This is a genomic window from Streptomyces sclerotialus (assembly GCF_040907265.1).
GTDB classification, from domain to species: Bacteria; Actinomycetota; Actinomycetes; order Streptomycetales; family Streptomycetaceae; genus Streptomyces; species Streptomyces sclerotialus.
In genome coordinates, this window is the sequence record NZ_JBFOHP010000002.1 from 6,453,965 (window position 1) to 6,478,235 (window position 24,271).

Annotated in this window: 17 protein-coding genes and 3 pseudogenes; 11 read left to right on the forward strand and 9 right to left on the reverse strand. The window is 73.8% G+C overall.

Annotated features, from left to right (window positions below):
- The first annotated feature begins 34 nt into the window (after positions 1 to 34).
- The gene (locus AAC944_RS28520) at positions 35 to 1,504 is read left to right on the forward strand and encodes a hypothetical protein (RefSeq protein WP_368396485.1); all 1,470 of its coding nucleotides are present in this window, start codon (positions 35 to 37) and stop codon (positions 1,502 to 1,504) included.
- A gap of 73 nt (positions 1,505 to 1,577) precedes the next feature.
- Here AAC944_RS28520 and AAC944_RS28525 read toward each other — a convergent pair.
- Positions 1,578 to 1,745: pseudogene (locus tag AAC944_RS28525) on the reverse strand (transposase); the annotation flags it as partial.
- Between the two features lie 254 nt (positions 1,746 to 1,999).
- On the opposite strand from AAC944_RS28525, the gene AAC944_RS28530 reads away from it, so the two are divergent.
- Together AAC944_RS28530 and AAC944_RS28535 are read left to right on the forward strand one after the other, a co-directional pair.
- A complete protein-coding gene (locus AAC944_RS28530) occupies positions 2,000 to 2,326 on the forward strand; it encodes a CbrC family protein (protein ID WP_030613282.1) in 327 nt (108 codons plus the stop codon).
- Positions 2,327 to 2,360: 34 nt separating this feature from the next.
- A complete protein-coding gene (locus AAC944_RS28535) occupies positions 2,361 to 2,876 on the forward strand; it encodes a hypothetical protein (RefSeq protein ID WP_196942948.1) in 516 nt (171 codons plus the stop codon).
- Between the two features lie 208 nt (positions 2,877 to 3,084).
- Here AAC944_RS28535 and AAC944_RS28540 read toward each other — a convergent pair whose 3' ends face one another.
- Complete coding sequence (locus AAC944_RS28540) at positions 3,085 to 4,092, reverse strand: NsdA family TPR-like regulatory protein (RefSeq protein WP_490368284.1); 1,008 nt, start codon at positions 4,090 to 4,092, stop codon at positions 3,085 to 3,087.
- A 209-nt stretch (positions 4,093 to 4,301) separates the two neighbouring features.
- Positions 4,302 to 4,355: pseudogene (locus AAC944_RS36595) on the reverse strand (hypothetical protein); the annotation flags it as partial.
- 1,039 nt (positions 4,356 to 5,394) lie between these two features.
- On the opposite strand from AAC944_RS36595, the gene AAC944_RS36600 reads away from it, so the two are divergent.
- The 4 genes from AAC944_RS36600 (at position 5,395) to AAC944_RS28555 (ending at position 10,633) form a co-directional block, all read left to right on the forward strand.
- Positions 5,395 to 5,625, forward strand: a complete 231-nt coding sequence (locus AAC944_RS36600; RefSeq protein WP_490368271.1) for a hypothetical protein — start codon at positions 5,395 to 5,397, stop codon at positions 5,623 to 5,625.
- Between the two features lie 23 nt (positions 5,626 to 5,648).
- Positions 5,649 to 6,677 (forward strand): aminotransferase class I/II-fold pyridoxal phosphate-dependent enzyme, encoded by a 1,029-nt coding sequence (locus AAC944_RS28545; RefSeq protein WP_063759917.1) that lies wholly within the window; start codon positions 5,649 to 5,651, stop codon positions 6,675 to 6,677.
- Between the two features lie 375 nt (positions 6,678 to 7,052).
- Positions 7,053 to 9,425 carry a glycosyltransferase gene (locus AAC944_RS28550; protein WP_368396486.1) on the forward strand — a complete coding sequence of 791 codons (2,373 nt, stop codon included), beginning with the start codon at positions 7,053 to 7,055 and terminating at the stop codon, positions 9,423 to 9,425.
- A complete protein-coding gene (locus AAC944_RS28555; protein ID WP_368396487.1) occupies positions 9,422 to 10,633 on the forward strand; it encodes an acyltransferase family protein in 1,212 nt (403 codons plus the stop codon). Before AAC944_RS28550 ends, AAC944_RS28555 begins: the two co-directional genes overlap by 4 nt.
- 25 nt (positions 10,634 to 10,658) lie before the next feature.
- Here the strand turns inward: AAC944_RS28555 and AAC944_RS28560 are convergent, their stop codons facing one another.
- Positions 10,659 to 10,829: a DUF6126 family protein gene (locus AAC944_RS28560; RefSeq protein WP_196942944.1), complete on the reverse strand. Its 171-nt coding sequence runs from the start codon at positions 10,827 to 10,829 to the stop codon at positions 10,659 to 10,661.
- Between the two features lie 26 nt (positions 10,830 to 10,855).
- Positions 10,856 to 11,482, reverse strand: coding sequence for a helix-turn-helix domain-containing protein (locus AAC944_RS28565; RefSeq protein ID WP_030613270.1), 627 nt, complete (start codon positions 11,480 to 11,482; stop codon positions 10,856 to 10,858).
- Between the two features lie 172 nt (positions 11,483 to 11,654).
- On the opposite strand from AAC944_RS28565, the gene AAC944_RS28570 reads away from it, so the two are divergent.
- A complete protein-coding gene (locus tag AAC944_RS28570) occupies positions 11,655 to 12,089 on the forward strand; it encodes a ribonuclease domain-containing protein (RefSeq protein ID WP_030613267.1) in 435 nt (144 codons plus the stop codon).
- 343 nt (positions 12,090 to 12,432) lie between these two features.
- Positions 12,433 to 13,104: a bifunctional 4-hydroxy-2-oxoglutarate aldolase/2-dehydro-3-deoxy-phosphogluconate aldolase gene (locus tag AAC944_RS28575; RefSeq protein ID WP_030613264.1), complete on the forward strand. Its 672-nt coding sequence runs from the start codon at positions 12,433 to 12,435 to the stop codon at positions 13,102 to 13,104.
- A 246-nt stretch (positions 13,105 to 13,350) separates the two neighbouring features.
- Here AAC944_RS28575 and AAC944_RS28580 read toward each other — a convergent pair whose 3' ends face one another.
- Positions 13,351 to 14,571 (reverse strand): macrolide family glycosyltransferase, encoded by a 1,221-nt coding sequence (locus AAC944_RS28580; protein ID WP_078888495.1) that lies wholly within the window; start codon positions 14,569 to 14,571, stop codon positions 13,351 to 13,353.
- A 213-nt stretch (positions 14,572 to 14,784) separates the two neighbouring features.
- Here AAC944_RS28580 and AAC944_RS28585 point away from each other — a divergent pair, with 213 nt between their 5' ends.
- Together AAC944_RS28585 and AAC944_RS28590 are read left to right on the forward strand one after the other, a co-directional pair.
- Positions 14,785 to 15,993 (forward strand): cytochrome P450 family protein, encoded by a 1,209-nt coding sequence (locus AAC944_RS28585; RefSeq protein WP_030613260.1) that lies wholly within the window; start codon positions 14,785 to 14,787, stop codon positions 15,991 to 15,993.
- A 97-nt stretch (positions 15,994 to 16,090) separates the two neighbouring features.
- Entirely contained in the window at positions 16,091 to 16,948 is an 858-nt protein-coding gene (locus AAC944_RS28590; protein WP_030613258.1) for a transporter substrate-binding domain-containing protein, read from the forward strand.
- 28 nt (positions 16,949 to 16,976) lie between these two features.
- Here the strand turns inward: AAC944_RS28590 and AAC944_RS28595 are convergent.
- The 3 genes and pseudogenes from AAC944_RS28595 to AAC944_RS28605 form a co-directional block, all read right to left on the reverse strand.
- Positions 16,977 to 20,681: pseudogene (locus tag AAC944_RS28595) on the reverse strand (SAV_2336 N-terminal domain-related protein); the annotation flags it as partial.
- A gap of 162 nt (positions 20,682 to 20,843) precedes the next feature.
- Positions 20,844 to 21,746: an AAA family ATPase gene (locus AAC944_RS28600; RefSeq protein WP_051871679.1), complete on the reverse strand. Its 903-nt coding sequence runs from the start codon at positions 21,744 to 21,746 to the stop codon at positions 20,844 to 20,846.
- A gap of 156 nt (positions 21,747 to 21,902) precedes the next feature.
- Positions 21,903 to 24,269, reverse strand: a complete 2,367-nt coding sequence (locus AAC944_RS28605) for a VMAP-C domain-containing protein (RefSeq protein ID WP_030613253.1) — start codon at positions 24,267 to 24,269, stop codon at positions 21,903 to 21,905.
- Between the last annotated feature and the right edge of the window lie 2 nt (positions 24,270 to 24,271).

The window sequence follows — 24,271 nt, forward strand, 5'->3', positions numbered from 1 at the left end:
GCCAGCAACACGGGGGCGCGCGTTGGAAACCTGCGTGAACGACAACAGCGACGACAGGCGAATGCCGAACTGGTTGGCGCAGGTGGGCTCGGGGAAGGCGGGGGAAGCCGGGACGCGCGGGGCGATATGGAGGCGAAGCGGCCAACTGGTGGCCGTTGTGGCACCGATCGCGCTAGTGGTGCTGACCGCCGTATGGCTCTTCCTCGGTTCCGGCCGGCTCCGTGACTTCGTGGTCTGGGGCTGCGCGGGGTGTCTCGGCGCGTGTGTGCTGATCGTCGGAACGGCGGCGGTACGTGCCGGAAGCCTGTCGCGCTCGCAGTCGTACGCGAACGCCGCGCGGGCGGCGTCGGTGACGCCGGGGCAGGGCCCGGGCACGGTCCCCGCACGGCTGGCCGGGGGGCGGGGACAGGCAATCCGCTATGTCGCTGTTCTCGCGTCCGTTCCCACACTGCTGGCCCTGTGGATCGCTCTGGGCGCCGCCGATCCGCGCTACCCCGAGAAGAATGCCGCGCTGGTCGAGGCCGGCGTGACGATAGAGAAGCGCCCCATCGTCGCGATCGAGAACGAAGAGGTCCAGGGACGGGGGCGACGAGAAGGCGCGACGGCCGATTACCGCGTGTTGCTCCCTGCGGCCGATGCCGGGCGGCCCAGTGTGCCGGCGACCTTCACCGCGGACGTCTATCGCCGGAAGGATATCGGCAGTGAACTGTACGTGGGGTACGCACCGGACCGTCCGGAGCTGGGTGCCGTCGGCGACGACCAGCGCTCCGAGGTCGAACGGCAGTTGGCCGGAAGAACCGTGGAGTGGGGAACGGCATCGGCGGTTGCCGCATTCTGGCTGCTGGTGACGCTGGCGCTGGTCATCGGCTGGTGGGTGCAGGGCAGTATGCGGCGCCCGTCGCGCACCGTCGACTCCGGGTGGGTGGCCAGCCGCGTCACCGTGACGGGTACGGGACAGCACGTCGATGCCCCACAGGGCGAGGGCGTCGGCCCGGCCGCCGAGCGTAGGCGCCGGGAGAGGAGCCGGCGGTTGGCGTGCGTGCTCCTGGAAGTGGAGGGTGACGAGTACCGACTGCCGTTCCACTCGCAGATGTCTACCGTTCATGCGGCTGCCGCTCTCTTGAACGCGAAGGGATGGTTGCTGTGGCATCCCGTCCGACGGCGGGGCAAGGACGTTCTGGCGGAGTTCGTCGGCGATGACGGCTGGCAATTGCCGGGGGCGGTGCCGGCGCAGGCCGCCGACCAGTTCGTCCGCGAGGCTCCGCCGGTACCGGCGCATGCTGACCCGGGGCGGCGTACCGAGCTTCTCGACTTCGGGGCCGGCTGGCCGACGACGGTGTCGAAATCACTGCTGGCCGGGCTGGTGACGGCGCTGGTGTGCATGGGTGTGCTGTTGCTCGTGCACGAGGACGGGGCTTGGCGGTGGTGGGTCGCAGCGGCGGGCTTGCTGGCTCCGGCACTCGGCCAGGCCGTGACCGCCTATCGTGCTGCCCCCGGGCGTTGAGCCAGCGACCTTTCTATGTCTTGCCTTGAGGGGTGCGGCAAGTGGCCGCCGCGTGCCTCGCGGCCGGGGCAAGCTGGTGCGCACCATCCGGCAGCCGCTCGCCCAGCGGCTGGATCGACTTGTGTCGACCGTCCAGCTCAGTCCCCGCAGGTAACACTCGCCCCAGCGACGCTGACCCCGCCGCGGTAGCGAACTAAATACCTCGGTAACAACGCCGCCAGCTCCCCCGAAGCCGTTCCACCTCCCAAGCCTCCTACCGGCACCACGCCGCTGAGCAGGCAAGACCTGGGCGCGGCTCATGCCGGTGTCGAGGCCGATCTCGCGGGTGGTGCACCCGGCGGTGCCGGTCAGTGAGTCGTCCCGGGAAGCCGGAGTGTTCGTGCGAAGCCGTCCAGGGGCTCGATTGCCGCGGCGATCACTCCATCCGACACCCGGCCAACGGGAATACGACCTCACCGCTTGATCATGAGGCTGCCTCGCGCGCAGACTGCATCCGTGAGCGCCGACCTGCCCACCTTCCGCTACCACCCCGATCCGCTCGCGAGCGGATCCATCCGCGAGAGCACCGAGACATGCGTGTGCTGCCGCCGGCTGCTGCTCGGCCTGGCCATCTGGTCGGCGCTGAGCGGCCGGACGAACGGCCTGGTGCGCGCCACGGCCCTGGGCTGGGCCTTCCTCGCGCTCCCTGTCTCGCTCCTGACCGACTACGCCCTTCTCGGAGCCGGGCCCCTCGGCTGGACCGCGGCCTCCGTCCTGGCGCTCGGCGCCTCGGCGTTCACGGCCGTGGCCTGCTGGTCCGAGCGACGCCCGAGGCCCGCGTGAGAACTACCAAGCACGCATGGTTAGGGTGCTGATCATGTTCTTGCGCTCCAGCGCTCTCAGTGGCAACCGCCGACATCGCCTGGTCATGGGGTCGCTCCTCACGCCGTTCATGGCCCTGATGGGCGTGGCGCTGAGCGCCACGGCCGTGAGTATGTACAAGCAGCCCGGGCCGTTGATCGGCTTCGGCTCGGCTGCGCTGTCGGCGTACGCCGTCGCCTGGTGGGGCGCCCGCTACTGGTACGCCGCCTTCCAGGAGGGACGGACTTCCCAGCCCGTTCCCGAACCGCATCCGTGGCCCTGGCTGCTGCCGCCGATCGTCCTCGGTGGCGCCTTCGCCGCCACCGGCATCGGCGCCGTGCAGGATGGAAAGACCGCGGTAGCGGTCATCACCCTGATGTTCGCCGCCATGCTCCTCCTTCCTGTGGCGATCGTCCTCGTCGTGGCGGTGTGCCTTCTGCGAGCGAGGCGCCCCGGCGCGCCGCCAACGGTGGGCGCCGGGCGGAACGCCTCCGGGCATGTGCCGCATCGGGCCTGGGGACCGATCGACTGACCGTACAGGGCGCGTTCGGTGCTGAGCTGCCGCCTGGCGCCTTGGTCAGCGCCGAGCACACCCCGGTCTCGTCGAGGTCAGCGTCGTCCCCGAGCGCGCCGCCGGACACCCCGGCACTCCCGAGGCGCTGGTGCCGCAGCTCCGCGCCGGATGTCGCCTCCGGCGGTGTTGCTTTGCAGGACCTTGTAACGGCACCGCGGCAGGCGGTTCAGTGTGCGGCGGCGACCGCGTGTTCCAGGCGGTCCCGCAGATCGCTGATGGCGCTGTCGGAAGCGTGCGGCTCGGTCTCCTCGTACAGCTCACTGAGCCGGTCCGCGACGCGTGTGCTGTGCAGCCCCTCGGCGATCGTGAGCGCGGTGGTCGCCTCCTGATAGGCCCCGGCAAGTTCACCAACAGCCAGATGGGTACGAGCGAGGCCGATGTGGTCAAACGTCTTGGACCGTAGGCGTCCCTCGGGACGCAGCCGCAGCGCATTGGCCAGCATGGCGAGGGACTGCTCGGCACGTTCGGCGCGATGCCTGCCAGTGGCTTGCTTGGCGGCGATCTGGTGGGCGACGCCGAGAGCGGCCGACAGCTCCGCTTCGTCAAAGAAGCGGGTGTGCGGCGGTTCGTCGTCGGGGACGATCCGGGTGAAGGCGTCTTCGGTCTCCCTGGCGGCTCGCCGGTTTTCTTCTAGCTCGCCGCACATGGCGCTGAAGCGGGACTGGAGGGCGGCGAGGACGGCGCGGGTTCCGGGGCTGGCGTGCCGACGTGCGCCGTACTGCGCGAGGGCGACCAGTTCGAGGGCGTCCTCGACGTGTCCGAGGTGGGACATCTGCCGGGCCATGCATTGGAGGATGTGCGCTCCCAGCTGCCGGTCCCCGCCCTCGCTGGCCGCGTGCACCGCGGCGACGAAGAGCCGTTGGGCGCTGGAGTGCCGTCCGGCGTCGAAGGACATCCATCCAGCGACGCTGCCCAGGTCGGCCACGGCGCGGAACAGTCGGCGCCCGGTGTCCTCGGTGTAGGAGCAGGTCGCCAGCAGATCGTTGCTCTCGCTCATCTGCGCTACGGCCGCCCGGCGGGAGAGCACACCGCCGTGCCGGTTGTCTGCATCCCGGAAAGAAGCGGTGAGTTGTTCGACGGCCTCGACCTGGGCGGTGCCAAGCTCCCTGGCAACGGCCTTTCCCGCAGGGCGGCTGGTTTCGCGGAGGGCCAGCGCCGCAACGGTTCCAGCAATGCTTTGGCGGCCTGGATCTGGGCGGCGTCGTCGGTGGTGCGGTTATGCGGCAGCATCAGATCACTCCGGGTCAGGCGAGCGATGGCGGCGATGGTGGCGGCGTGCTGCCAGGGCACGTCAGCGCCGTAGCCAGGGGGCTGCTGCGGCCCTGGAAAGCCCACGTCCGCAGGCGTGAGGGGGAGAGCGAGGTGTGCGCCGAGCACATCCGCGATCAGCTGCGGCACGGGCGCCCTCGGGTGTTCGCCGCGTCGCCAGCGCCGCACCCGGCTTTCATCAGGATTGATGTGCCGGTGCCCCGCAGCCCGTGCCGCGCGGTCACCTTCTGCGCGAGCTGGGCATTGGACAGCTCCGCGCGTTCCATTAAGTCACTCAGGAGCACATTCGGCTGCTTGGGCAGCCGCTTCCCGGCCTGTCCGATTCCGGGCCCTTCCGCCATGACCATCGAAACTGTTGAGCCTACGGGGCGCGCCAGCCGACAGGAACAGCATCGCGCAATTCGCCGGGTTTTCGCCGGGCCCCCACCGGGGCCTGCTGCTGTGGTTCGCCGCCGTGCGCCGTGCTTCACCGGCTGGGCAGCCTCCGGGCGGACCTGGTGCTGTAGTGGTCCCGGCCGCAGCGAGCACCAGCGCCCGGGCCTGGAGTACAACTCCTCCTCACAGCGAGAGGTCCCCTCATGGACATGCCTTTCATCGTGGTCGACCAGCTCACTCCCGAGCAGGAACAGCTGTGGCACAGGCACTTCGCTACCTCCGGCGCCGACCGGCCCCGCGACGTAGAGGAAGGAATCTGGCGCCGCACCCAGCAGCAGGAGACCGCCACACAGTCCGCGTGGCAGTCCGGCGACGCACGGCGCCGCATGGTGCACTACCGCTACCGGTACGGGCTCGCCCCCACCACCGGCGCATCCGCGCTGGCGCTGCGCCAGTTGTACCTGTACCACCACGCCGCCGCACCGGCTGAGGAGATCGACGTGCACTGGGACGCGGTCCGCGCCGCCCTGCGCGACGGCGGCTGGACGCCGGGGGAAGCACGTTCACGCACAGCGACCTGCACGTCACACCGGATGCTGCACACCCGCCCGCACCCCGAAGACCTCCGCGCGGGCCACATCCTGCCAGGCGGATACACCTCCCTGGACGTGCAGATCACCTCCGCCGACTATGCCCCGCCGCCGGCACTGCGCCGCCGCCCGTGGGAGGTGCTGGCCAGCGGCATCCGCCACAAGGCCACCCCTGGCACTTTCCAGCGCATCCCCGACCTGTCGCCGCTGGCCGACTACCTGCCCTTCCAGGTCGAGATCGGGTGCGGCACGAGCTGGGAGGCCGGCATCCCCGCCCTGCACCGGCTGCACGAGATCTATCGAGTCACCACCCGGGAGGACGACGCCCCGGCACCCACGACTTCGTCCTGCGTCCGCAGGACGACCCGCTGCTGCGGGAGTTCCTCACCTCCTCGGAGGAGAAGACCGAGGAATACGTGGAGATGTACCGCGCCTGCTTCCAGGCCCGCCCCACCCCGCCCTGCACGCGCTGAAGGAGCTGCACGACGCCGGGTACATGACCGGCCCGGTCCTCACCCACAACTTCGACGTGCTCGCCGCCCGCGCCGGACTGGCCGAATGTTTCGTCCGCCGTTACGACCAGATGGTCCCCGACGTGGAGTTCGTCGACGGCGCCAAGGCGCTGCTGGTGATCGGACTGCACGCGGACCGCCGCCAGGTCGCCGCCCGCGCCCGCGGCATGCAGGTGATCCATCTCGATCCTGAGGGCTTCCAGCACGACAGCGTCTTCCACCCCTACCCGCTGGAAGGACCGCAGGACGGCGACCTGGTGTGCAACGCGCCGGCGCACCAGGCGCTGCCCGCCCTCGCTCAGCACCTGCTGGAAGATCCAGCGTGGGTACCGTGTTCAAGAACCGGCCGCCGGGGAAGAGCTCCAAGGCGCCTGGGCGTCGCCGAAATGGACGTCAGCACGTCCCCGTTCCTGCGGGACGCGCTGGAGCGGGCCGTCGCGCTCGGGGAGACGGGGTACGGGCTGTGCGAGGAGCAGGCGGCGGCCTGCCGCACCTGTCTGCGTACGCACCACCGCGCCGCGGTGGCGGCCGTCCGCTGCACCACGGACGTGCCGGCCGGGCTGCGCACGGTGCTGCGTCCGGAGCTGCCGCCCGGCTCCCCGGTGATACGTCGAAACCCCGGCCTACGGCGACCTGTTCACCGTCGTACGGGAGGCCGGGCGCACCCCGCTGCCGGTTCCCCTGGCGCGGGACGCGCGCGGCTGCCGGTACGACTGGGCGGCCCTCGACGTGCCGACCTCGCCCGGCGCGTGACGCAGCTCCTGACGGCGTTGCGGGACCTTCCGCTGACGGCCGAGGTGCCGGCGCCGGAGGCCACGTACCTGGTCTGGGCGGGGTTCCCGCACGGCGACCACGCCGGACGGTTCGCCGAGGCGCTGCGCAGCGGCGGCGTACACGTACTGCCGGGGGAGGCGTTCGGCGGGGAGCGGTACGGCCGCTGCTTCCGGATCAACGCCGCGGCCCATCCGGCGGTCCTGGACCAGGCGTTCGCCCGTGTCCGTGCCGCGCTGTGAGCGCGTGGCCGCGCACACGGGTCCTTAATCAGTGCGTTACGCATCCGTAGGTGTGGTGTCACAGTGCCGGGTGAGGCTGGTGAAGCCGGTGTCCGCCCCCACGCGTGCGCCGGTGAGCACGACGCACCACCCGGACAGGACATCACCCGGACAACCGGTCCTCCCCCCACGATCCGCACAGGATGGGACCACACAGATGCGCATTCCCCAGGCACGTCCTTCCCGCGCCGGCGCCCGCTGCGCCGGCCCGTGCGTGTCCCGCCGAAGAACCGGCCACCGCGGCTGAGAGACCCACAACAGCCCGGGCCCGGGGCCGCCCATGTCGCGGCCCGGCCCGGTTCTTCGCGCGCCTCACGCAAGGAAGGAACCAACAAGGTGCTCATATCGCACCCGGAGAACGAAGCCGGCCTGTCCGGCAACTCGTCCGTCGGCACGCTGAGTCCACCGGTGAACGTGGCCGGCCCCGTCGCCGGCCGGGTACTCGCCGTCGGCATGCCGGGCCCCCGGCTCGACCGGCTCACGCACACCCTGCGAACCACCGGCCACGAGGTACGGCAGGTCGTGCCGGGCCGGGTGAGCACGCAGGTACGGCAGACCGCGCCGGACGCCGTGGTCGCCCTGGCCGACGACCGCGGCGGCCTGGAGGTGATCCGCGAGGTCCGCGCGGCACCCGCGGGCCGCGCGCTGCCGCTCGTCATGGTCACCTCCGGGTCCGGCCCCGCCGAGGTCGCCGACCTGCTGCGGCACGGTGCCGACGACTGCGTCCCCGACGGCTCCGACCCGGTCGAACTCGCCGCCCGCATCGAGGCGAAGCTGCACCGCGTCCCCGTACCGGTGGAACAGCTGCTGCTGGATCCGCGTACCGGGCTGTACTCCCGCCGGCACTTCCTGGACGAGCTGGACCGGGAGTGCCGGCGCCCGGGCACGGGGCGCCGCGCCGGCCCTTCGGGCGTCATGGCCGTGGTCGCCGTCGCCGAGATGAGCGCCCTGGAACACCGGTTGGGCCACCGCGTGCGCCGCGAGGTCGCCGAGCGGCTGGCCGGCGTCGCGGAACGGCTCGGCGGCACCTGCGACCGCTTCGGCCGGGACGAGGCCGGTCATCTGCTGATGCTGCTGCCCGGCGTCGACGAGGAGACCGCCCGGCGCGGTCTGGAGAAGTTCGCGCACGCCGTCGCCGCCACCCGCTTCGTCGTCGCCGACGAGAACGTGCGGCTCACCCCGGCCATCGGCTTCGTGCCGCTCGCCGACCGCACCGGGCCCGACCAGGCCATGGCGAACGCCCTCGCCGCGGCCGCCGAGGCCGCCGGCCACCGTGACCTGCGCCCGGTGGCGTACGCCCCCTGGATGCGCGCCCCGCACCGCCGCCGCACCCCCTTCGGCGCCGCCCTCCGCGCCCGTCTGACGGCCTGGTCCACGCCGGCCGTCCTGCTGCTCGGCGCGGGCCTGCCGTTCCTCGTCTACCGGCAGACGTACGGCTGGGGCTGGGACCTGGGCTCGGTGATGTACTGGGTGGTGGTGGCCGGGCTGCTGGTCTCGGCCGCGCTGATCGTGGTGGAGTGCCTCTTCTCGCTGGACGCGCCGCACCGCCCGGAGAAGCCGGCGCAGCCGTACCCGCCCGCCGCCGCGATCATCGCCGCGTACCTGCCGAACGAGGCCGCGACCATCGTCGACACCGTGGAGTCCTTCCTCCGCCTGGACTACCCCGACGACTTCGAGGTGGTGCTCGCGTACAACACGCCGCACCCGCTGCCGATCGAGGACACCCTGCGTGAGATCGCGGCGCGCGATCCCCGGCTGGTGCTGCTGCCGGTCGCGGGCTCCACCTCCAAGGCGCAGAACGTCAACGCGGCGGTGACCCGGGTGCGCGGCGAGTTCGTCGGGATCTTCGACGCGGACCATCACCCGGCCCGGGACGCCTTCCGGCACGCCTGGCACTGGCTCTCGCACGGCTACGACGTCGTCCAGGGCCACTGCGTGGTACGCAACGGCGACAGCTCCTGGGTGGCGAAGCTGGTGGCCGTGGAGTTCGAGGCGATCTACGCGGTCAGCCACCCCGGCCGCACCCGGCTCTACGGCTTCGGCGTCTTCGGCGGCTCCAACGGCTTCTGGCGCACCGACCTGCTCGCCCGCACCCGTATGCACGGCTCGATGCTCACCGAGGACATCGACTCCACGATGCGCGCGCTGGGCGAGGGCGCACGCTTCGCCGTCGACCGCACCCTGATCTCCCGGGAGCTGGCCCCCACCATGCTCAAGCCGCTGTGGAACCAGCGCTCGCGCTGGGCGCAGGGCTGGCTCCAGGTCTCGCTCAAGCACCTGTGGCGCAGCCTGCGGTCGCCGCGGTTCACGCCCCGCCAGAAGGCCGGGCTGCTCGTGCTGCTGGGCTGGCGCGAGGTCCAGCCCTGGCTGACGCTCCAGATGCTGCCCGTCCTGATGTACGCGGTGTGGCAGGCCGGCGGCCCGGGCGGGCTGGACTGGACCGTGCCGGTCTGTCTGCTGGCGACGGCCTGCACGCTCTCGGCGGGCCTGGTGCAGGCGGCGTTCGCCTGGCGGCTGGCCGCGCCCGAACTGCGCCGCAGCCTCGGCTGGTTCTGGAGCTACGCGGTCCTCTCGACGTTCTTCTACACACACTTCAAGAACCTGCTCGCGCGCCAGGCCTGCGTGAAGGAGGCGCTGGGGGACCGGCGGTGGCGGGTCACCCCGCGCGCGGCGGCCGCACAGACCGCGGCGGCGGGGGAGCGCCCGTGACGGTGACGCGATCCGGTGCACGCGGCGAGGAGTCGACGGCGGTCCGGAGCAAGGCGAAGGAACTTCAGGGCTTCCGCGGTATCGCCGCGCTGAGCACGGTGGTCTTCCACGTCTGGCAGCAGTACCACGTGTACGACGCGGCCGGCGCGCACCCGCCGGTGGCCGGCCCGTACCTCGCCGCGCTGCTCTCCCTCGAAGTCATCGACTTCTTCTTCGTGGTCTCCGCCTACCTGCTCACGCTCTCGTACGCACGGGCCGCGATCGACGGCGGCACCACCCGCCCCGGCCGGCTCTTCCTCTTCCGCCGTGCGGTGCGGATCGTCCCGCTGTACTTCCTCGCCGTCCTCGTCGTCTGGGCGAGCCGTAACCCCGGCCCGGGCGGCAACTGGCTCGACCTGGCCGAGCACCTCACCTTCACCCACGTCTTCGACCAGCGGCAGATCTTCTACACCCTCGGCCCGGCCTGGTCGCTGTCCCTGGAAGTCGCGTTCTACCTCGTGCTCGTCGCGCTGGGGCCGCTCGCCGTACGGGCCTGCCGTCCGCTGCGCCGCCGCGGCGCGCGCGCCGCGGTGTGCGCCGGGGGCTGCCTGGTGCTGTTCGTACTGCCGGTGGTGTGGGTGGCCGTCGCGCGGTACGGGTACGGCGTCCCGCACACCGACTGGACGGTGTACTTCGGCCCGCAGGCCCGGTTCGGCGGCTTCGCGGCCGGCATGGGCCTCGCGGTCCTGACGGTCGCGCTCGGCGGGCGGGGCCGGCTGCGGCCCGTACCGGGAACGGCCCTCGCCGTCCTGGCGGTGGCCGGGGTGTACTGGCTGTCCTGGGACTCCCGGCCGGAGAACGTCACGTTCACCTTCTACCACCCGCTCGCCTCGCTGCTGTGGGTGGCGCTGCTCCTCGGTGTCCTGCACGTACGTGGCACGGTGCGCTGGCACGGGCTGCTGCGGGCCCGCTGGCTCACCCACCTCGGCCTGGTCAGCTACAGCCTCTTCATCTGGCACGAGCCGGTCATGCTCCAGCTGTTCCGGTGGGGGCTGCTGCCGGGCCGCCCGGGCGGCTTCTGGGGCGCCGTGGCGGTCGTCCTGCTGGTGGCGGTGCCGTTCGCGACGGCGAGCTACTGGGTCGTGGAGTACCCGTCGAGCCTGCTGTACCGGCTGAGGGACGGCAGCGGCCGGCGGCGGGACTTCTACCCGGGGGTGGTGACGCGGTAGGCGCGGCGCGGCTCCTCAGGTGTCCTCAGGTGGCGGACCTCAGCATGACCACGATGAAGCTGAGGAACGCCAGGAGGACGTGCGTGCCGACGACGTAGAGGAAGACGCGTACGGACAGGCCGCGCGGGGCCCGGTCCTCGACGTCGTTCCTGCGGGCCCCGGCGGACGCCGGCGGGGAGGCGGGCTGCTCGGTCACGGTGCTGGTCCTTCCTGGGGAGCGGGTCACAGGCCGCGGCGGGCACTGCCGCCCAGGCACAGCTCGGCCGTGGCGCTCTGCATGAGGGTGTGGACGAAGAGGAGCTCCGCGCCGCTGCCGTCGGCGGCGGCGATGCGGTGCGGGGTGAGCGAGTCGAAGTGCGCCGCGTCCCCGGGGTCCAGGAGCTGTACCGTCTCGCCGAGGGTGAGCCGCAGGCGCCCCTTGAGGACGTACAGCCACTCCTCGCCGGGGTGCACCCGCACCAGCCCGGCCTGGCCGTCGTGCGCCGGGACGAAGACCCGCAGGGCCTGCATCGCCCGCCCGGCGCCGCCCATCGGCCAGTACGTCCAGCCGCCGGCCTCCGAGGGCTCGGCCTCGGCGCCCCGGAACACGGGCTCCCGCTCCGGTGCCGTCTCGCCGAGCAGGTCGGATACCGTGGTGGCGTACGTCCGCGCCAAGGAGAGCAGCATCGGCAGCGAAGGCTGGCGGCGCCCGGTCTCCAGGCGGGAGAGGTGCGCGGGGGACAGACCGACCCGCCGGGCCGCGGTCTCCAGCGTGAGGCCGGCGCGTCGCCGCAGGTCACGCAGGCGTGGCGCGACGACGGGCAGCTCCTCGGCCGGGCTGTCGGCCTCGTGGTCCAGAGGTTCGGTCATGACTCTGGTATAGCCAGACCGGACCGAAGGGGCAAAAGTTTTGCCTCTGAGGCAAAAACGGCGACGCGCTCACCGGTCCGCCGTCCCTGCCCGCCCTTCTCCTGTGAACTCCCGGCGAATTTCCGGCACTTGCATTGACAGGAACATGTCTACGCGCGTCATGCTGTACGCCATGAGAATCCCCCCACGGATCACCCGGATCGGCGCCCTCGGCGCCCTCGCCTCGGCCCTGTTCCTCGCGGGCCCCGCCGTCGCCGCGACGCCCACCGCCACCGCTCCCGCCGCCGCGGTGTCGCACGCCGCGCCCGTCCACGCGGCCGCCGTCGGCGACATCTGCTACTCGAAGCTGCCCGCCGAGGCCCACGAGACGCTGGACCTCATCGCCGAGGGCGGCCCCTACCCCTATCCGCAGGACGGCGGCGTCTTCTCCAACCGGGAAGGCGTCCTGCCGCAGCAGCCCAGCGGCTACTACCACGAGTACACCGTCGAGACCCCGGGCTCCCCGGACCGCGGCGCCCGCCGCATCGTCACCGGCGAGCAGACCGACGAGGACTACTACACCGCCGACCACTACGAGACCTTCGACCTGGTGGACCGCGGCTGCTGACGCGGCCGGGACCAGTGCGGCGGCCGGGGCGTGCGCCCCGGCCGCCGCCGCGTTCCCTGGCCGCTTCCCGTCGCGTCCGAAGTCGCGCCCGACGGCCCGTACTCCGGCGTACCGGGCCCGCGGGCGGCGCCAGACATCCGGGGCGCACCCCCCACTGAGGGATTGTCAGCCGTTGCCGGTAGCGTTTCGGTGGAAACAGCGACCGGGCGGGCATCGGCGGCGAAAGTGGCCTCAAGGCGGCCACCTGCGGCGGAGCCCGACCACCGGCGCACCGGAACAGTTCCCGGGGGGCACGGCCACGAAGCCGTGTGCGGGACGGATCAGGAAAGGGCGGCGAGCTGTCGTGTACCGCTGGGAGATCACCCGGGCCGCACTGGCTCAGCGCGTTTTCGCCATCGTCCGCAGTGAGACCTACGACGAGGCCAGCGCCACCGCCGACACACTGCTGTCGGCCGGCATCACCAGCCTGGAGATCTCTCTGACCACGCCGTTCGCGCTGGAGGCGGTCACCACGCTCACGCGTGAGCTGGGCGACGACGCGATCATAGGCGCGGGCACGGTCCTGGACGCGGCCTCCGCACGGATGGCCGTGGACGCGGGCGCCCGCTTCCTGGTCTCGCCCCATCTGGACGCCGAGGTGATCCGTACGGGCCATCGGTACGGCGTCCCGGTCTTCGCCGGCGTCAGCACACCCACCGAGATCGTCCACGGCCTGGAGCTGGGCGCCGACGCGCTGAAGCTCTTCCCGGCCTCCGGCCACAGCCCCGGCTGGCTCAGGGACGTGCGCGCGGCGCTGCCGCAGGCGCCGCTGGTGCCGACGGGCGGGGTGACGGTCGAGAACGCCCCGGAGTGGATCGCCGCCGGCGCGGTCGCGGTCGGCATGGGCTCCGCGCTCTCCGCCGGCGACCGCGACACGGTCACCAAGCGCGCCGCCGCCCTCCTCCCGCTCCTCACCGACGCCGCCCCGCCGTCCATGACGCCGGGCCTCGGCTCACTGGACCTGTACGACGCCTGAGGCACGTAGGGCTCGGACGCCCCCGCGCAGCATCCGTGACAGCCCCAGGGCCGCCGTGCGGACGGCCGGGCGAGCTGGGCCGGGCGGAAGCGGGCGCGGGGCACGGCGTCCTGGCCGAGGCCGGCCGCCGGGGCCTGGCCGGCGGCCAGGAAGACATGATCACCGGCAGCGCGCTGGAGATAGGTGGCGGCCCGGAGCCGGCGCCGTGGGAGGGCCGGTACCGACCGGCACCGGCCCTCCGCCCGGTCAGGGCAGCAACGACTCCGCGACATCGGCGGCCCGCGCCGTACCGCCCTCGGTGCGGAGCTCGGCACGCAGCTCCGCCGACCGCCGGGCCACCTCCGGATCGGAGGTCAGCGTCAGCAGCGCGGTGCGCAGCGCCTCAGGAGTGGCGTCCGCGGTGTCGATCCGCCGGGCCACGCCCAGCGACACCAGCTGGTCCGCGTTGCCGAACTGATCGGCGCTCTGCGGCACCGCGATCATCGGCAGGCCCGCGTACAGCCCCTCACTGGAGCCGCCCATCCCGGCGTGCGTGACGAACGCGTCGGCCTGCTCCAGGATCGCCAACTGAGGCACCCAGGAATGCACTTCGACGTTCGACGGGACCGTGCCCAGCTCCGCCGGGTCGGTGTGCTTCCCGATCTGCAGGACGACGTGCCAGTCCGGCAGGTCCCCGAAGGCCGCGAGGCACCGCCGGTAGAACTCCGGCAGCCGGGTGTAGGCCGAGCCCAGCGAGATCAGCAGGACCTTCCCGGCGTCCGCGGGGCGGGTCCAGGTGCCCTGGTCGCTCCGGTCGCCGAAACAGGGCCCGACGAAGGTCACCGCTTCGGTGTCGACCTTGTCGGCGTGCGGCTGCATGGCCCGCGGGATCATCGCCACCGCCCGCGCGGGGCGCCCGGAGAACTCGCCGGGTTCCCGCGTCGTGGCCCCGTTGCCGGCCAGCCAGTCGGCGAACTTCGCGAAGTACGCGTCGGCCCCGGGGAGTGCCCGGATCTGCGCGTCGATGTCGTCCTCGCCCGTGCCGCTCCACCCCACGTACGTGGGCGAGAGCTGGAGCGTGGGCCGCCCCTGGGACTCGGCGAGCGCGCGGCCCGCGTAGCCGCCGATGTCGTACAGGTACAGGTCGGCGGGGTCGTCGTCGTACAGCTCGTGCAGCTGCGGCAGCATCTGGACGGCGTCGTCGAGGAAGACGGTCATCCCCCCGACCGGGTCCTCGGGCCAGGTGCCGCCGGTCACCGGGGGCAGGGTGGAGCGGTACGGGCGCAGCTCGGCGCCGGTCGCGGTCACCAGGTCGCCCAGGAACGGGTCGTTGGCGTACGTGACGCGATGGCCGCGGGCCACCAGCTCCCGGATGATCTCGATGCCGGGGAGGGTGTGGCTGATGACGGGATTACCGATCATCGCGATGTGCGCACGGCGCGGCGACGTACCGGAGGTACGGGAGGTACGAGACGTACGAGAGGTCATGAAAGATCACTCACTTCAGGTCTACGGAGGGCAGGACACAGCGGCCCGGCGCCAGGGCGAATGCGGGCGCGGGCGGGCGGCGCGGCGGGACGGAACCGCCGCCGGGGCGGTGTCAGCCGTAGATCTGGTGGTGAGGCATGACACCACCGTAGCCTCGTGTGCCGGACGTGACCAACCGAATTACCGGTGGCCCGGCGGCAAGGGGGAGCACACGTGACCGACATCGTCGAACTCGACACGCTCGTACCGGACTTCAACAGCGACCCGCACCCGCACTACGCCGCACTCCGCGCCCGGGGCCCGGTGCACCGGGTGCGGCTGTCCGACGGCCAGGAGGTCTGGCTGATCGTCGGCCACGACGAGGCCAGAGCCGCCCTCGTGGACCCACGGCTGAGAAAGGACTGGTCCGCCCACCCGCAGTGGCAGCCGGCGGCAGGCGCCGGCCAGCTCCTCGCCAACATGCTGCAGAGCGACCCGCCACGCCACACCCGGCTGCGGAGACTGGTCAGCAGGGCCTTCACCCCCGGTGCCGTCGACGCGCTGCGCCCGGCCGTCCAGCAGATCACCGACGGCCTGATCGACACCATGCTGGCGAAGGCGGCGCAGGACGGCCGCGCCGACCTCGTCGAATCGCTCGCCTACCCGCTGCCCATGACGGTGATCTGCGAGCTGCTCGGCGTGCCGGACCTGGACCGGGAACGTTTCCGGCACTGGTCGAACGCGTTCGTCACCGCGAACGGGCCGTCCGGCAGGGACGGCGGGAACGGCGCGGAGGCCGAGCTCGCCCGCTACATGGCACAGCTCGTCGAGGCCAAGCGGCGCTCCCCGGGCCCCGACCTCTTCAGCACGCTCGTCCGGACCACCGACGAGGACGGCGACCGGCTCTCCGGCGAGGAACTGGTGGGCATGGCCTTCCTCCTGCTCGTGGCCGGTCACGAAACCACCGTGGGATTGATCGCCAACGGCGTGCTCGCGCTGCTCCGCCATCCGGACCAGCTCGCCGCGCTCCGTGCCGACTTCGGTCTGCTCGACAACGCCGTCGAGGAGATGCTGCGGTACGACGGGCCCGTGGAGACCAGCACCTGGCGGTACGCCGGCGAGCCGGTGGAGATCGGCGGCACGGTGCTGCCCGCCGGGGACACGGTGGTCGTCGGGCTGTCCTCGGCCGCGCGGGACGCTGCCCGGTTCGAGACCGCCGACCGTTTCGACATCACCCGCGACACCCGCGGCCACCTGGCCTTCGGGCACGGCATCCACTACTGCCTCGGCGCCCCGCTGGCCCGCCTGGAGGGCCGGATCGCCGTCCGCACCCTCCTGGAACGCTGCCCGGACCTGGCCCTGGACGCCGACCCCGGCACGCTGGCCTGGCGGCCCGGCATCCTCATGCGCGGCCCCGTCCGCCTCCCGGTACGCGTGCGCTGAAAGGCGGTGCGGGCTTAAGCTCTTGATCTTGCCTGGCCCGGTCGGCCAGGCCGGCCCTTGAGCTTGCCCGCAGCCCCCGCCGCATCAGGAGTCCGCCATGAAGCGTGCCGTCACGCTGTCCGCCCTCGCCTGCCTTCTCGCCGCCACCGCCGCCGCGCCCACCGCCTTCGCCGGCGACGCCTCGCCGGACGCGTCCGCCGCGCCGGCGGCGAAGGCCACGAAGAAGAAGGTGGTGGCCGAGCCCGCGCCCAGCCTCCTGGACACCGTCCCGCGCCGCGGCACCCTGCGGGTCTGCACCACCGGCGACTACCGCCCCTTCACGTCCTACGACCGTAAGACCGAGAAGTACAGCGGCATCGACATCGACATGGCGCGGGACCTGGCGAAGAGCCTGGACGCCAAGGCGACGTTCGTGCCCACCACCTGGGCGAGCCTGGTCGCCGACCTCGACGGCGGACGCTGCGACATAGCCGTGGGCGGCGTCTCGATCACCCTGCCGCGCGCCCGCAAGCTCGCCTTCAGCGAGCCGACCCGCACGGACGGCAAGACGCCGATCGTGCGCTGCGAGGACAAGAAGAAGTACCGCACGCTGAAGGACATCGACGAGCCGGAGACGACGGTCGTCGTGAACCCGGGCGGGACCAACGAGGAGTTCGCCAGGGCCCACATCGAGAAGGCGAAGATCAAGGTCCACAACGACAACAACACGATCTTCGACGAGATCGTCGAGGGCCGGGCCGACGTGATGATGACCGACGCCAGCGAAACCCTCTATCAGTCGAAGCTGCACCCCGAACTGTGCTCCGTGCACCCGGACAAGCCCTTCACCTTCGCCGAGAAGGCCTACGCACTGCCGCGCAAGGACACCCAGTTCAAGGAGTACGTCGACCAGTTCGTCCACCTGGCGACGCACGACGGCACGTACGAGAAGTACGAGGACGAATGGATGAAGTGACCCCGGCGCCCGCCGCCCCGGCGCGGCGTCAGCCGTCCGGGTCGTAGCGGGCCGCGCAGGCCGTGCCCCAGCCGCCCGGGTAGCGGACGTCGAGGACGGCGAGGGCGTTCGTCAGGGCGGGGAGCAGGGTGCCGTACGGGTCGGTCAGCGGGTCGAAGTAGGGGTGGCCGGGCAGGGCGCCGGGGCGGTCGGCGGCCGCCGGCGGGCCGGCCGGGGGCCGGGCCGGCTCCGGGCCGAGCCAGGCGGCGCTCAGGGCCCGTGCCATCAGCACCGACGGGTCGGACTGGGCGAACGGGCGGACGAGGCGGTGGTACCTGCGGACCGGTGAGTCCTCGGAGAAGAGGACGTAGTCGCGCACGGGCGCACGCCGGACCAGGTCGAACGCCTCGTTCCTGGCGGCCGGGTCGGTCGTCCCTTCGAAGACCCGGCCGAGGAACGCGGCTGCGGCGGGCAGGTCGCCCAGTGCCAGCGCGTGGTACGCGGCGACCGCGCCCTGGCCGTGGTCGCGGGCCCGCAGCCGCAGTGCGTCGTGCGCGTGCCACCAGGTGAACGCGTCGTTCTCCGGCCGCCCCGCCAGATCGCGCAGGAGCAGGTGGCGCAGCAAGGGGTGCAGCTGGTCGGACTGGCTGTCCTGCACCGGCGGGGTGAGCAGGCCGTGCGAACGGAAGTGCGCCAGCGCGCCCTGCGTGCCCGTGCCGGTGTCGCCCCACAGCCCCCAGGCGGTGAAGGCGTGGTCCAGGTCGACCGCGGCGGCGGCCCGCGGCAGCAGCTCCCGGACCTCCGGAGGCACGTCCCGGAGCAGTGTGTCGAGCAGGTCCCCGGCGAGGTCCCAGCCGTCGCCGTCGGGCCGCTGTCCGGCCGGGGTGAGCAGCCTGCGCAGCCGGTACGCCCAGTCGGTGTCCTCGGGGAAGAGGGGCAGCGCGTCCAGCAGCGCGGCGACCGCGCCGGGGTGGCCGCGCGTCAGGTCGTGCACGAGGCGGCCGAGCCAGGCAGCCGGGCGCGCGACGGGTGGCCGGGGCAGGCCGCGGGTGCTGTCCAGCATCTCGGCGGCCAGCTCGGTGACCTCCTCCAGGGACGCCCCGGCGAGCTGCGCGACCACCAGGTCGTCCGCCGTCCGGGTCTCTTGACGGTGCGTCAGCCGCCAGTGGGTGAGCTGGTACCGCAGGTCGGGCCCGGCCAGCTGCTCCGGGTCGACCTGCCGGGGCACGGTCCCGGCGGTGGCCACGGCCAGCAGCGGGTCCCAGGCCGGGGTGAACCCGCTGTCCAGCGCCCGCGCCTCGGCCAGCGCCTGGAGGAACTCCTCGCCCACCGGGCAGTCGGCGTTGTCCAGCAGCAGCAGGCAGTGCGTGGCGCGCCGGTGCGGGGAGCCGTCTCGGTAGGCCGTCCGCAGGTCCGACAGCAGTGCCCGGAGCAGCACCTCGTCGACGATCCCCGCGTCGCCCGGGCGGCCCGCGAGCTGCCGCCGCAGGTGCTCCAGCAGGTCGCGGTGGGTGCCGCCGCTGCGCCGGGCGACCGCGGCCAGCGCCCGCTCCAGGGACCGCAGCCGCAGCCGCGGCTCGCCGATCAGCGGCAGCAGCGTCCCGATGCCGGGCGGCGGCTGCCCGTCGGCGAGCGCGTCGAGGCCGGTCTGCAGGCCCTTGCGCACGGTCCCGGCGATGTCGCCGAGCGGGAAGCGCCCGAGCACGCCGCGTGCCGCCTCGCCCAGCTCCCGCAGCGGCCGCGGCGCGGGCGCCAGGGCGAAGGCGATGAGCAGCCCGGCGAAGGAGGGGAAGGTGAGCGCCGGCTGCCGGGGGACGGGCAGGTGGAACTGGCGGGCGGCCTCCAGCGCCAGTTCGGTGACCGAGGCGTACGTGCCGTCCGGGCCGTCCAGGTCCAGCCAGGCCAGCGGCGCGCCCAGCTCCTGGGCGCGCGCCGCCAGCTGCCGCAGCAGCGTCGTCTTGCCGCCGCCGGGCGGCGCGAGGAAGAGATAGGAGGGCAGCTCGCTGTGCGCGTGCGGGCCGCGGTCCAGCGATTCCAGCACCGCCGCCTTCAGCAGCAGCTCACCGCGCGCGCCGTCCAGGGGTACGGCACCGGGCCAGGGTACGGAGGCGGCGCCGTCGGGGACGCGCGGGCCGGGGAGGACGCCGCGCGCCGGCTGCCTGGCGGCGGCCGGGGGGACACGGACGGGCGACGGCGGGGTGACGCGGGGCCGGCCGGTGTCCGCCGGGGTCTCCTGCCAGGGCGCGTGCGCCGGCCGCCGCGGCAGGGTGGTGTCGGCGCGTCCGATCCCCAGCCGGACCAGCAGCGCGTCGTTCACCCAGGCGAAGGCCCTGGCGTGGGCCGGCAGCCGGTCGGGGCCGTGCGGGTGGGCGAGCCAGGCGGGGAAGTCGGGGGAGCGGCCGACCAGTTCGTCCATCCGGCGGCCCACCGTCAGCCCGGTCTCCAGCAGTTCGGCGGTGGGGACGGTGTCGAACAGTATGGCCTTCGTCGCGGCGGGGAAGTCGAACTGCCGCAGCCGCTCGGGCACGTCGTACTCCGCCGGGCGCGGCACCGCGCGCAGCAGCCCTCCGGAGAAGACCTCCGCGAGGTGCGCGGTCTCGGCCGGCCAGGGCACCGACTCCTGCACCAGCCGCATGGCCGGCACCGACACCGGTGCGAGCGCCGCGAGGTGGGCGGCGAGACGGTACGCCTCGGGCGAGACGGTGTCCCGGAAGCGCAGCACGGCCGAGGCCGCGGCGTCGGCGCCCGGCGGCGGAGCGGACGCCGCGGCGGTGACCTCGCCGAGCCCGTCGTCCGCCGCCGGCGCGGTGCGCAGCAGGGGCAGTACGGCCGTGCCGCCGGGCGAGGCGACCAGCCGGGCCCACTCCGCGACCGAGGCCGGGCGCGGGGCCAGTACGGGGATCGGCACGCCCCGGAAGGAGGCCAGCTCCGGCGGCAGTCCGGAGGCGGTGACCTGCCAGGTGGCGTTGGCCGAGGCCCGGCCGCGCGAGGTGACCTCCCACCGGTCGGCGCGTACCCCCGAGCCCTTCCACATCTGCGGCGGCAGCACCTGGAGCACGGCGGTCGGGCCGCACTGGCCCCACCCGGCGAGCACGTCCGTCATGAGGCCGCTGCGCCACGCCGAGCCGATGCCGTCGGTGACGACGAGCACCATCGTGGCGCCGGAGGGGTCGGCGAGCACCGCCGGATCGCCGTTGGCCGGGCCGTCCCCGAACGGGCTGCCGCGCAGCGCAGGCCGTCCGCCGCCGCGGGTGTGCAGCCCGTACACGCGGACGTCCCGGAAGGCGCCGAGTCGTTCCAGCACGCCGCGCAGCTCGCCGCAGAGCCGCTGCCACAGCAGCATGGACGTGCCGTCGTCGATGACCAGGGCCAGATCCAGCCAGCGTTCGCGGGCCGGGAGGATCGCGACGTCCGGGAGCCCGGTCTCGGCCATCGCGTCGACCGTCGCGGCCTCGTCGACCTCCGTACGGACCGGGCTCGGGCGCTGCTGCTGGAGTGGGCGCAGGGCGCGGGAGAGGGCGAGCGCGTCGGTGACGGCCTTGCCTTCGGGGGGCGCGTACGGACATCGCCGGGCGGCCGCCTTTCCGGCCGGGCGGGGGAGTGTGCTGCGAGCCGCCGTGCAGGCCGTGTCCGGCGTCCGCGCGGCGGGGCGTACGGGCGGGCGGTGAGGGGTGGGCGGTGCGGCCCGGGGCGCGGCTCGGCAGCCCGGACGCCGGCCCGGCGGGCCCGGCCGGCCGCTCGGTGCCGCCGGACTCCGGTGGCGTGCCGCCGTCCTCGGACGGCGGCTCCGGGGCCCCGGTCTCCTCCTCGGGCGCGGGCAACCGGGTGGCCAGCCAGAGCGCGTCCAGCAACTCCTGCGGCGACAGCGGCAGTCCGCTGTCGCCCAGGATGCGGCGGGCCCGCTCCGGCATCGTGGTTACACCGTCCCGCCGAGCCGGTGCAGTACGGCCTTGCGTACCGCCTCGGCGTCGATGTCCACGCCGCCCGCGCGCAGGAAGACGGCGTTGAGCAGCTGGTCGGTGGCGAGTTCGCCGAGCGCGCGGCGGTTGAGGAACGCGGTGAGCAGGTCGTCGACCTCGGGCAGGACGTCCGGGCCGAGATGGGCGGCGATGATCTCGCGCAGCCGGGTCTCGTCCGGGTCGGGCAGGTCCAGCCGGACGCAGCGGCGCAGGAAGGCGGGCGGGAAGTCCCGCTCGCCGTTGCTGGTGATCACCACGACCGGGAACTCCCGGCAGTGGACCCGGCCGCGGTGCACCGGCTCGGTCACGCCCGGATCGGCGGTGAGCACGTCCACGTCGGCCTGGTCCTCGGGCAGCCGGGCCAGCTCCGGGATCTCGAACTCGCCGCTCTCGAAGACCGCGAGCAGATCGTTGGGCAGGTCCACGTCGCCCTTGTCCAGCTCGTCGACGAGCAGCACGCGCGGCCGGTCGCGGGGCGCGAGGGCCGTGCCGAGCGGGCCGAGCCGGACGAACGTGCCGATGTGCGGCTCCGGTTCGTCCCGGTCCCGGCGGAGCGACGCCTCGCGCAGCCGGCCCACCGCGTCGTAGCGGTACAGCGCGTCCTGCAGCGTGGCGCGGCTGTTGACCGGCCAGTGCAGCACCGGGCCGAGCGACAGCTCGTGCGCGACGGCCTGGGCGAGCGAGGACTTGCCCGTACCGGGGTGGCCGGTGACCAGCAGCGGGCGGCGCAGGTGCAGCGCGGCGCTCACCACGTCGGCCTGCTCCGGGCCGATCAGGTACGGGCCGCCGCCCGGGCCCGCGCCGCCGGACGCCTCCGTACGGGCGTGGCCGAAGCGGCGCCAGGGCGGCGCCTCGGGCATCGCGGGCCGGCGGGCCACGCCGTCGCCGCGGAACAGCCGCCAGCCGTCCGCGGCGCCGGAGCCGCGGACCGGCCGGGCGGGCCCGGGGACGGCGGCGTCCGGGGCCTGGTGGGGATCGGCGGATGCGTTCTCGGTGCTCATGGCTCCCTGGGCTTCCTACAGTTCCGCTCGCTCGGAGGGGTCGGTCAGATGCGCGGTCAGCGGCAGCGGGCGGCCCGGGTCGTCCCACACCAGGACCGGCCGGGCCCGGTGCTCGTCGGGGGAGCTGCGGGCCTTGGCGCGGTACTCCCGCACTGTGTCGGGGAGTTGGTGCACCCGCGAGGGCGGGTCGAGCCGGAAGACGCCGGCGCCGTCGGCGGCGTGCCCGGCCCGGTCCCACAGCAGTACCGGCACCCCGCAGGCCAGGCACCACGTGGCGGTCCTGGCGCGGGTGCCGTGCGGGGTGCCGATCACCACGACGGACGCGTCCAGGTCCTCGTCCAGCAGGCCGGCCACCCGGCCCGGGTCGTCGTGCGCCGCGTCCAGCCGCAGCGCGCCTTTCCTGCCCAATGCCCGCCAGCGCCGCCGCCACACCCCGTCGCTGTCGGCCAGCCGCCGGATGCTGGGGCAGCGCAGCACCATCGGGTAGCGGGTGCCGACCACCTTGGGCGGCAGCGGGCCCGCGTCCGCCGCGCCCAGGGAGTCCAGGTCGATCTCCAGGTCGCCGTGTTCCACGATCAGTTCGACGGTCGGCCAGGCCTGCCCGACCGAGGCACCGGCCAGCCGGTCGAGGTGCTTGTGCAGGATCTTGACGATCTCGGCCGGGGCCAGCGGGTCGGCGCCCGCGCCCGCGGCGGGCTGGAGCCGCCCGTCTCCCACGTCCGTCCAGAACCCCACGTCGTACCGGCGGGTGCGGCCGTGGCCCGTGCCGCCGGTCAGCTCGACCACCAGCCGCGGGGGCGCGCTCACCGAGGTCTGTGCCCACTGGTCGGCGTCGGCGCGCCGGTCGGCCAGCGTGGCGCCGTCGATGCCCAGGTGGCCCGCCATCCGCTCGTTCCACCGCCGCAGTGCGTCGCGCCGGTCCAGCGGATTGCTGAGGGCGGCGACGAACTCCACCGCGCGCAGCAGGGCGGGCACGCCCGGGGTACCGGCCGGCACCTGCCGACCGTCGCCCGCGCGGCTCTCCAGGGCGGTCACCCAGCGCCGCGCGTACGCGGCGAAGACCCTGGGGTCGCTCAGGCCCGTGCCGTCCACGACCTCGTCGGGGAGCGGGTACGGGAACGCGCTGCGGGTGGCCTCGGGGACGCGCCGCCGGACGTCGTCCGGGAGCGTGCCGAGCAGGTGCAGCAGCGCCTGCTCCTCGAACGGCGACATCCAGCGGTCGGCCAGGCGCGGGGTGAGCCGGGCCAGGTCGCGGAGCGCGCGGGCGCCCGCCGGGTCGTACGGGGTGAGCACCTCGGCGAGCGCGGGCACCGCCCGGTCGACGGTCATCAGTACCTCCGTCCACTCCTCCAGGGTCGGCAGCGAGCCGTCCTCGGGGTGCGGCAGGCGGCACCGTTCGGCGAAGCGTGCCGCGTGCTTGCGGACGTGTGCCTCGTCGGGCAGCGCGCGGTCCAGGAGGAGGCGGAGGTCCTCGCGGAGCCGGTCGGGGGCGCGCTGCCGGTGCACCCGGTCCGCGCACTCCGGCAGCAGGCCGCCCGCGCCCGCGGCGGTCAGCTCCTCCTTGACGACCTGCCAGGAGAACGACCAGCTGAGCCTGTTGGTCATGGTGGGGTCGTACGGTCCGGTGCCGTGCGTGACCATGGCGACGACCAGCCCGACGGCGCGCTGGTCGGCCACCGACCAGACCGGGCCGCCGCTGTAACCGCCGCGGATCGCCGCGCCGGTGGAACCCCCGTGCACGTAGCCGATGCCGCCCTCGAAGGAGGCGACCCGGCCGTACGCGGTGTGCTCGGGATCGCCGGTGCCGTACCGGGCGCGCACCGTCTGGGAGCCGGACATCGGGGCCCAGCGGGGCGGCGCGACGCCGGGCGGCGGGTCGCAGGCCAGCTCCAGTACGGCGAGGTCGCCGCGCCAGCGCCGGGCACCGGGCGGTACGGGGGAGGGGCGCTCGGGGCACTGCTCGTCGCGCGGCGGTATCCAGTGGGTGAGCCGGGCGGTGCCGCGGGCGCCGTGGGCGGCGCCGGGGAAGCCGACCGTCAGCTCCACGGCGCCGGGGTGCGCGTGCTCCAGGCGGTCCCGGCCGACCGCGAGGTTGACGACATGGGCGCAGGTGAGGACGTGCCGCGGGGTGAGGCAGACGCCGGCGCCGACCGTGCGGACACCGCTCCGCGGCGCCGTACGGGAACCGGCGGGGTACGTGCCGAGCGCGCCGCCGCCGACCGGGGTGGCCGCGAACGGCGCGGCGGCGGGCGCCGGCCGCGCGGGCCGCTGTCCGCCGCCCGCCGGGCCGTCGTCCGTGCCGTACACCGTGACCAGCCCGGCCCGCTCGTCCGGCGCGGCGTCCTCCCCGGTGGCGTCCGGGCCCGCGCCGAACCACCGCACGC

Coding starts and splice junctions, on each gene's coding strand:
- AAC944_RS28535 (WP_196942948.1), top strand. CDS start 2,361: ATGTTCTTGCGCTCCAGCGCTCTCAGTGGCAACCGCCGACATCGCCTG.
- AAC944_RS28545 (WP_063759917.1), top strand. CDS start 5,649: ATGACCGGCCCGGTCCTCACCCACAACTTCGACGTGCTCGCCGCCCGC.
- AAC944_RS28565 (WP_030613270.1), bottom strand. CDS start 11,482: ATGACCGAACCTCTGGACCACGAGGCCGACAGCCCGGCCGAGGAGCTG.
- AAC944_RS28570 (WP_030613267.1), top strand. CDS start 11,655: ATGAGAATCCCCCCACGGATCACCCGGATCGGCGCCCTCGGCGCCCTC.
- AAC944_RS28580 (WP_078888495.1), bottom strand. CDS start 14,571: ATGACCTCTCGTACGTCTCGTACCTCCCGTACCTCCGGTACGTCGCCG.
- AAC944_RS28590 (WP_030613258.1), top strand. CDS start 16,091: ATGAAGCGTGCCGTCACGCTGTCCGCCCTCGCCTGCCTTCTCGCCGCC.
- AAC944_RS28600 (WP_051871679.1), bottom strand. CDS start 21,746: ATGCCCGAGGCGCCGCCCTGGCGCCGCTTCGGCCACGCCCGTACGGAG.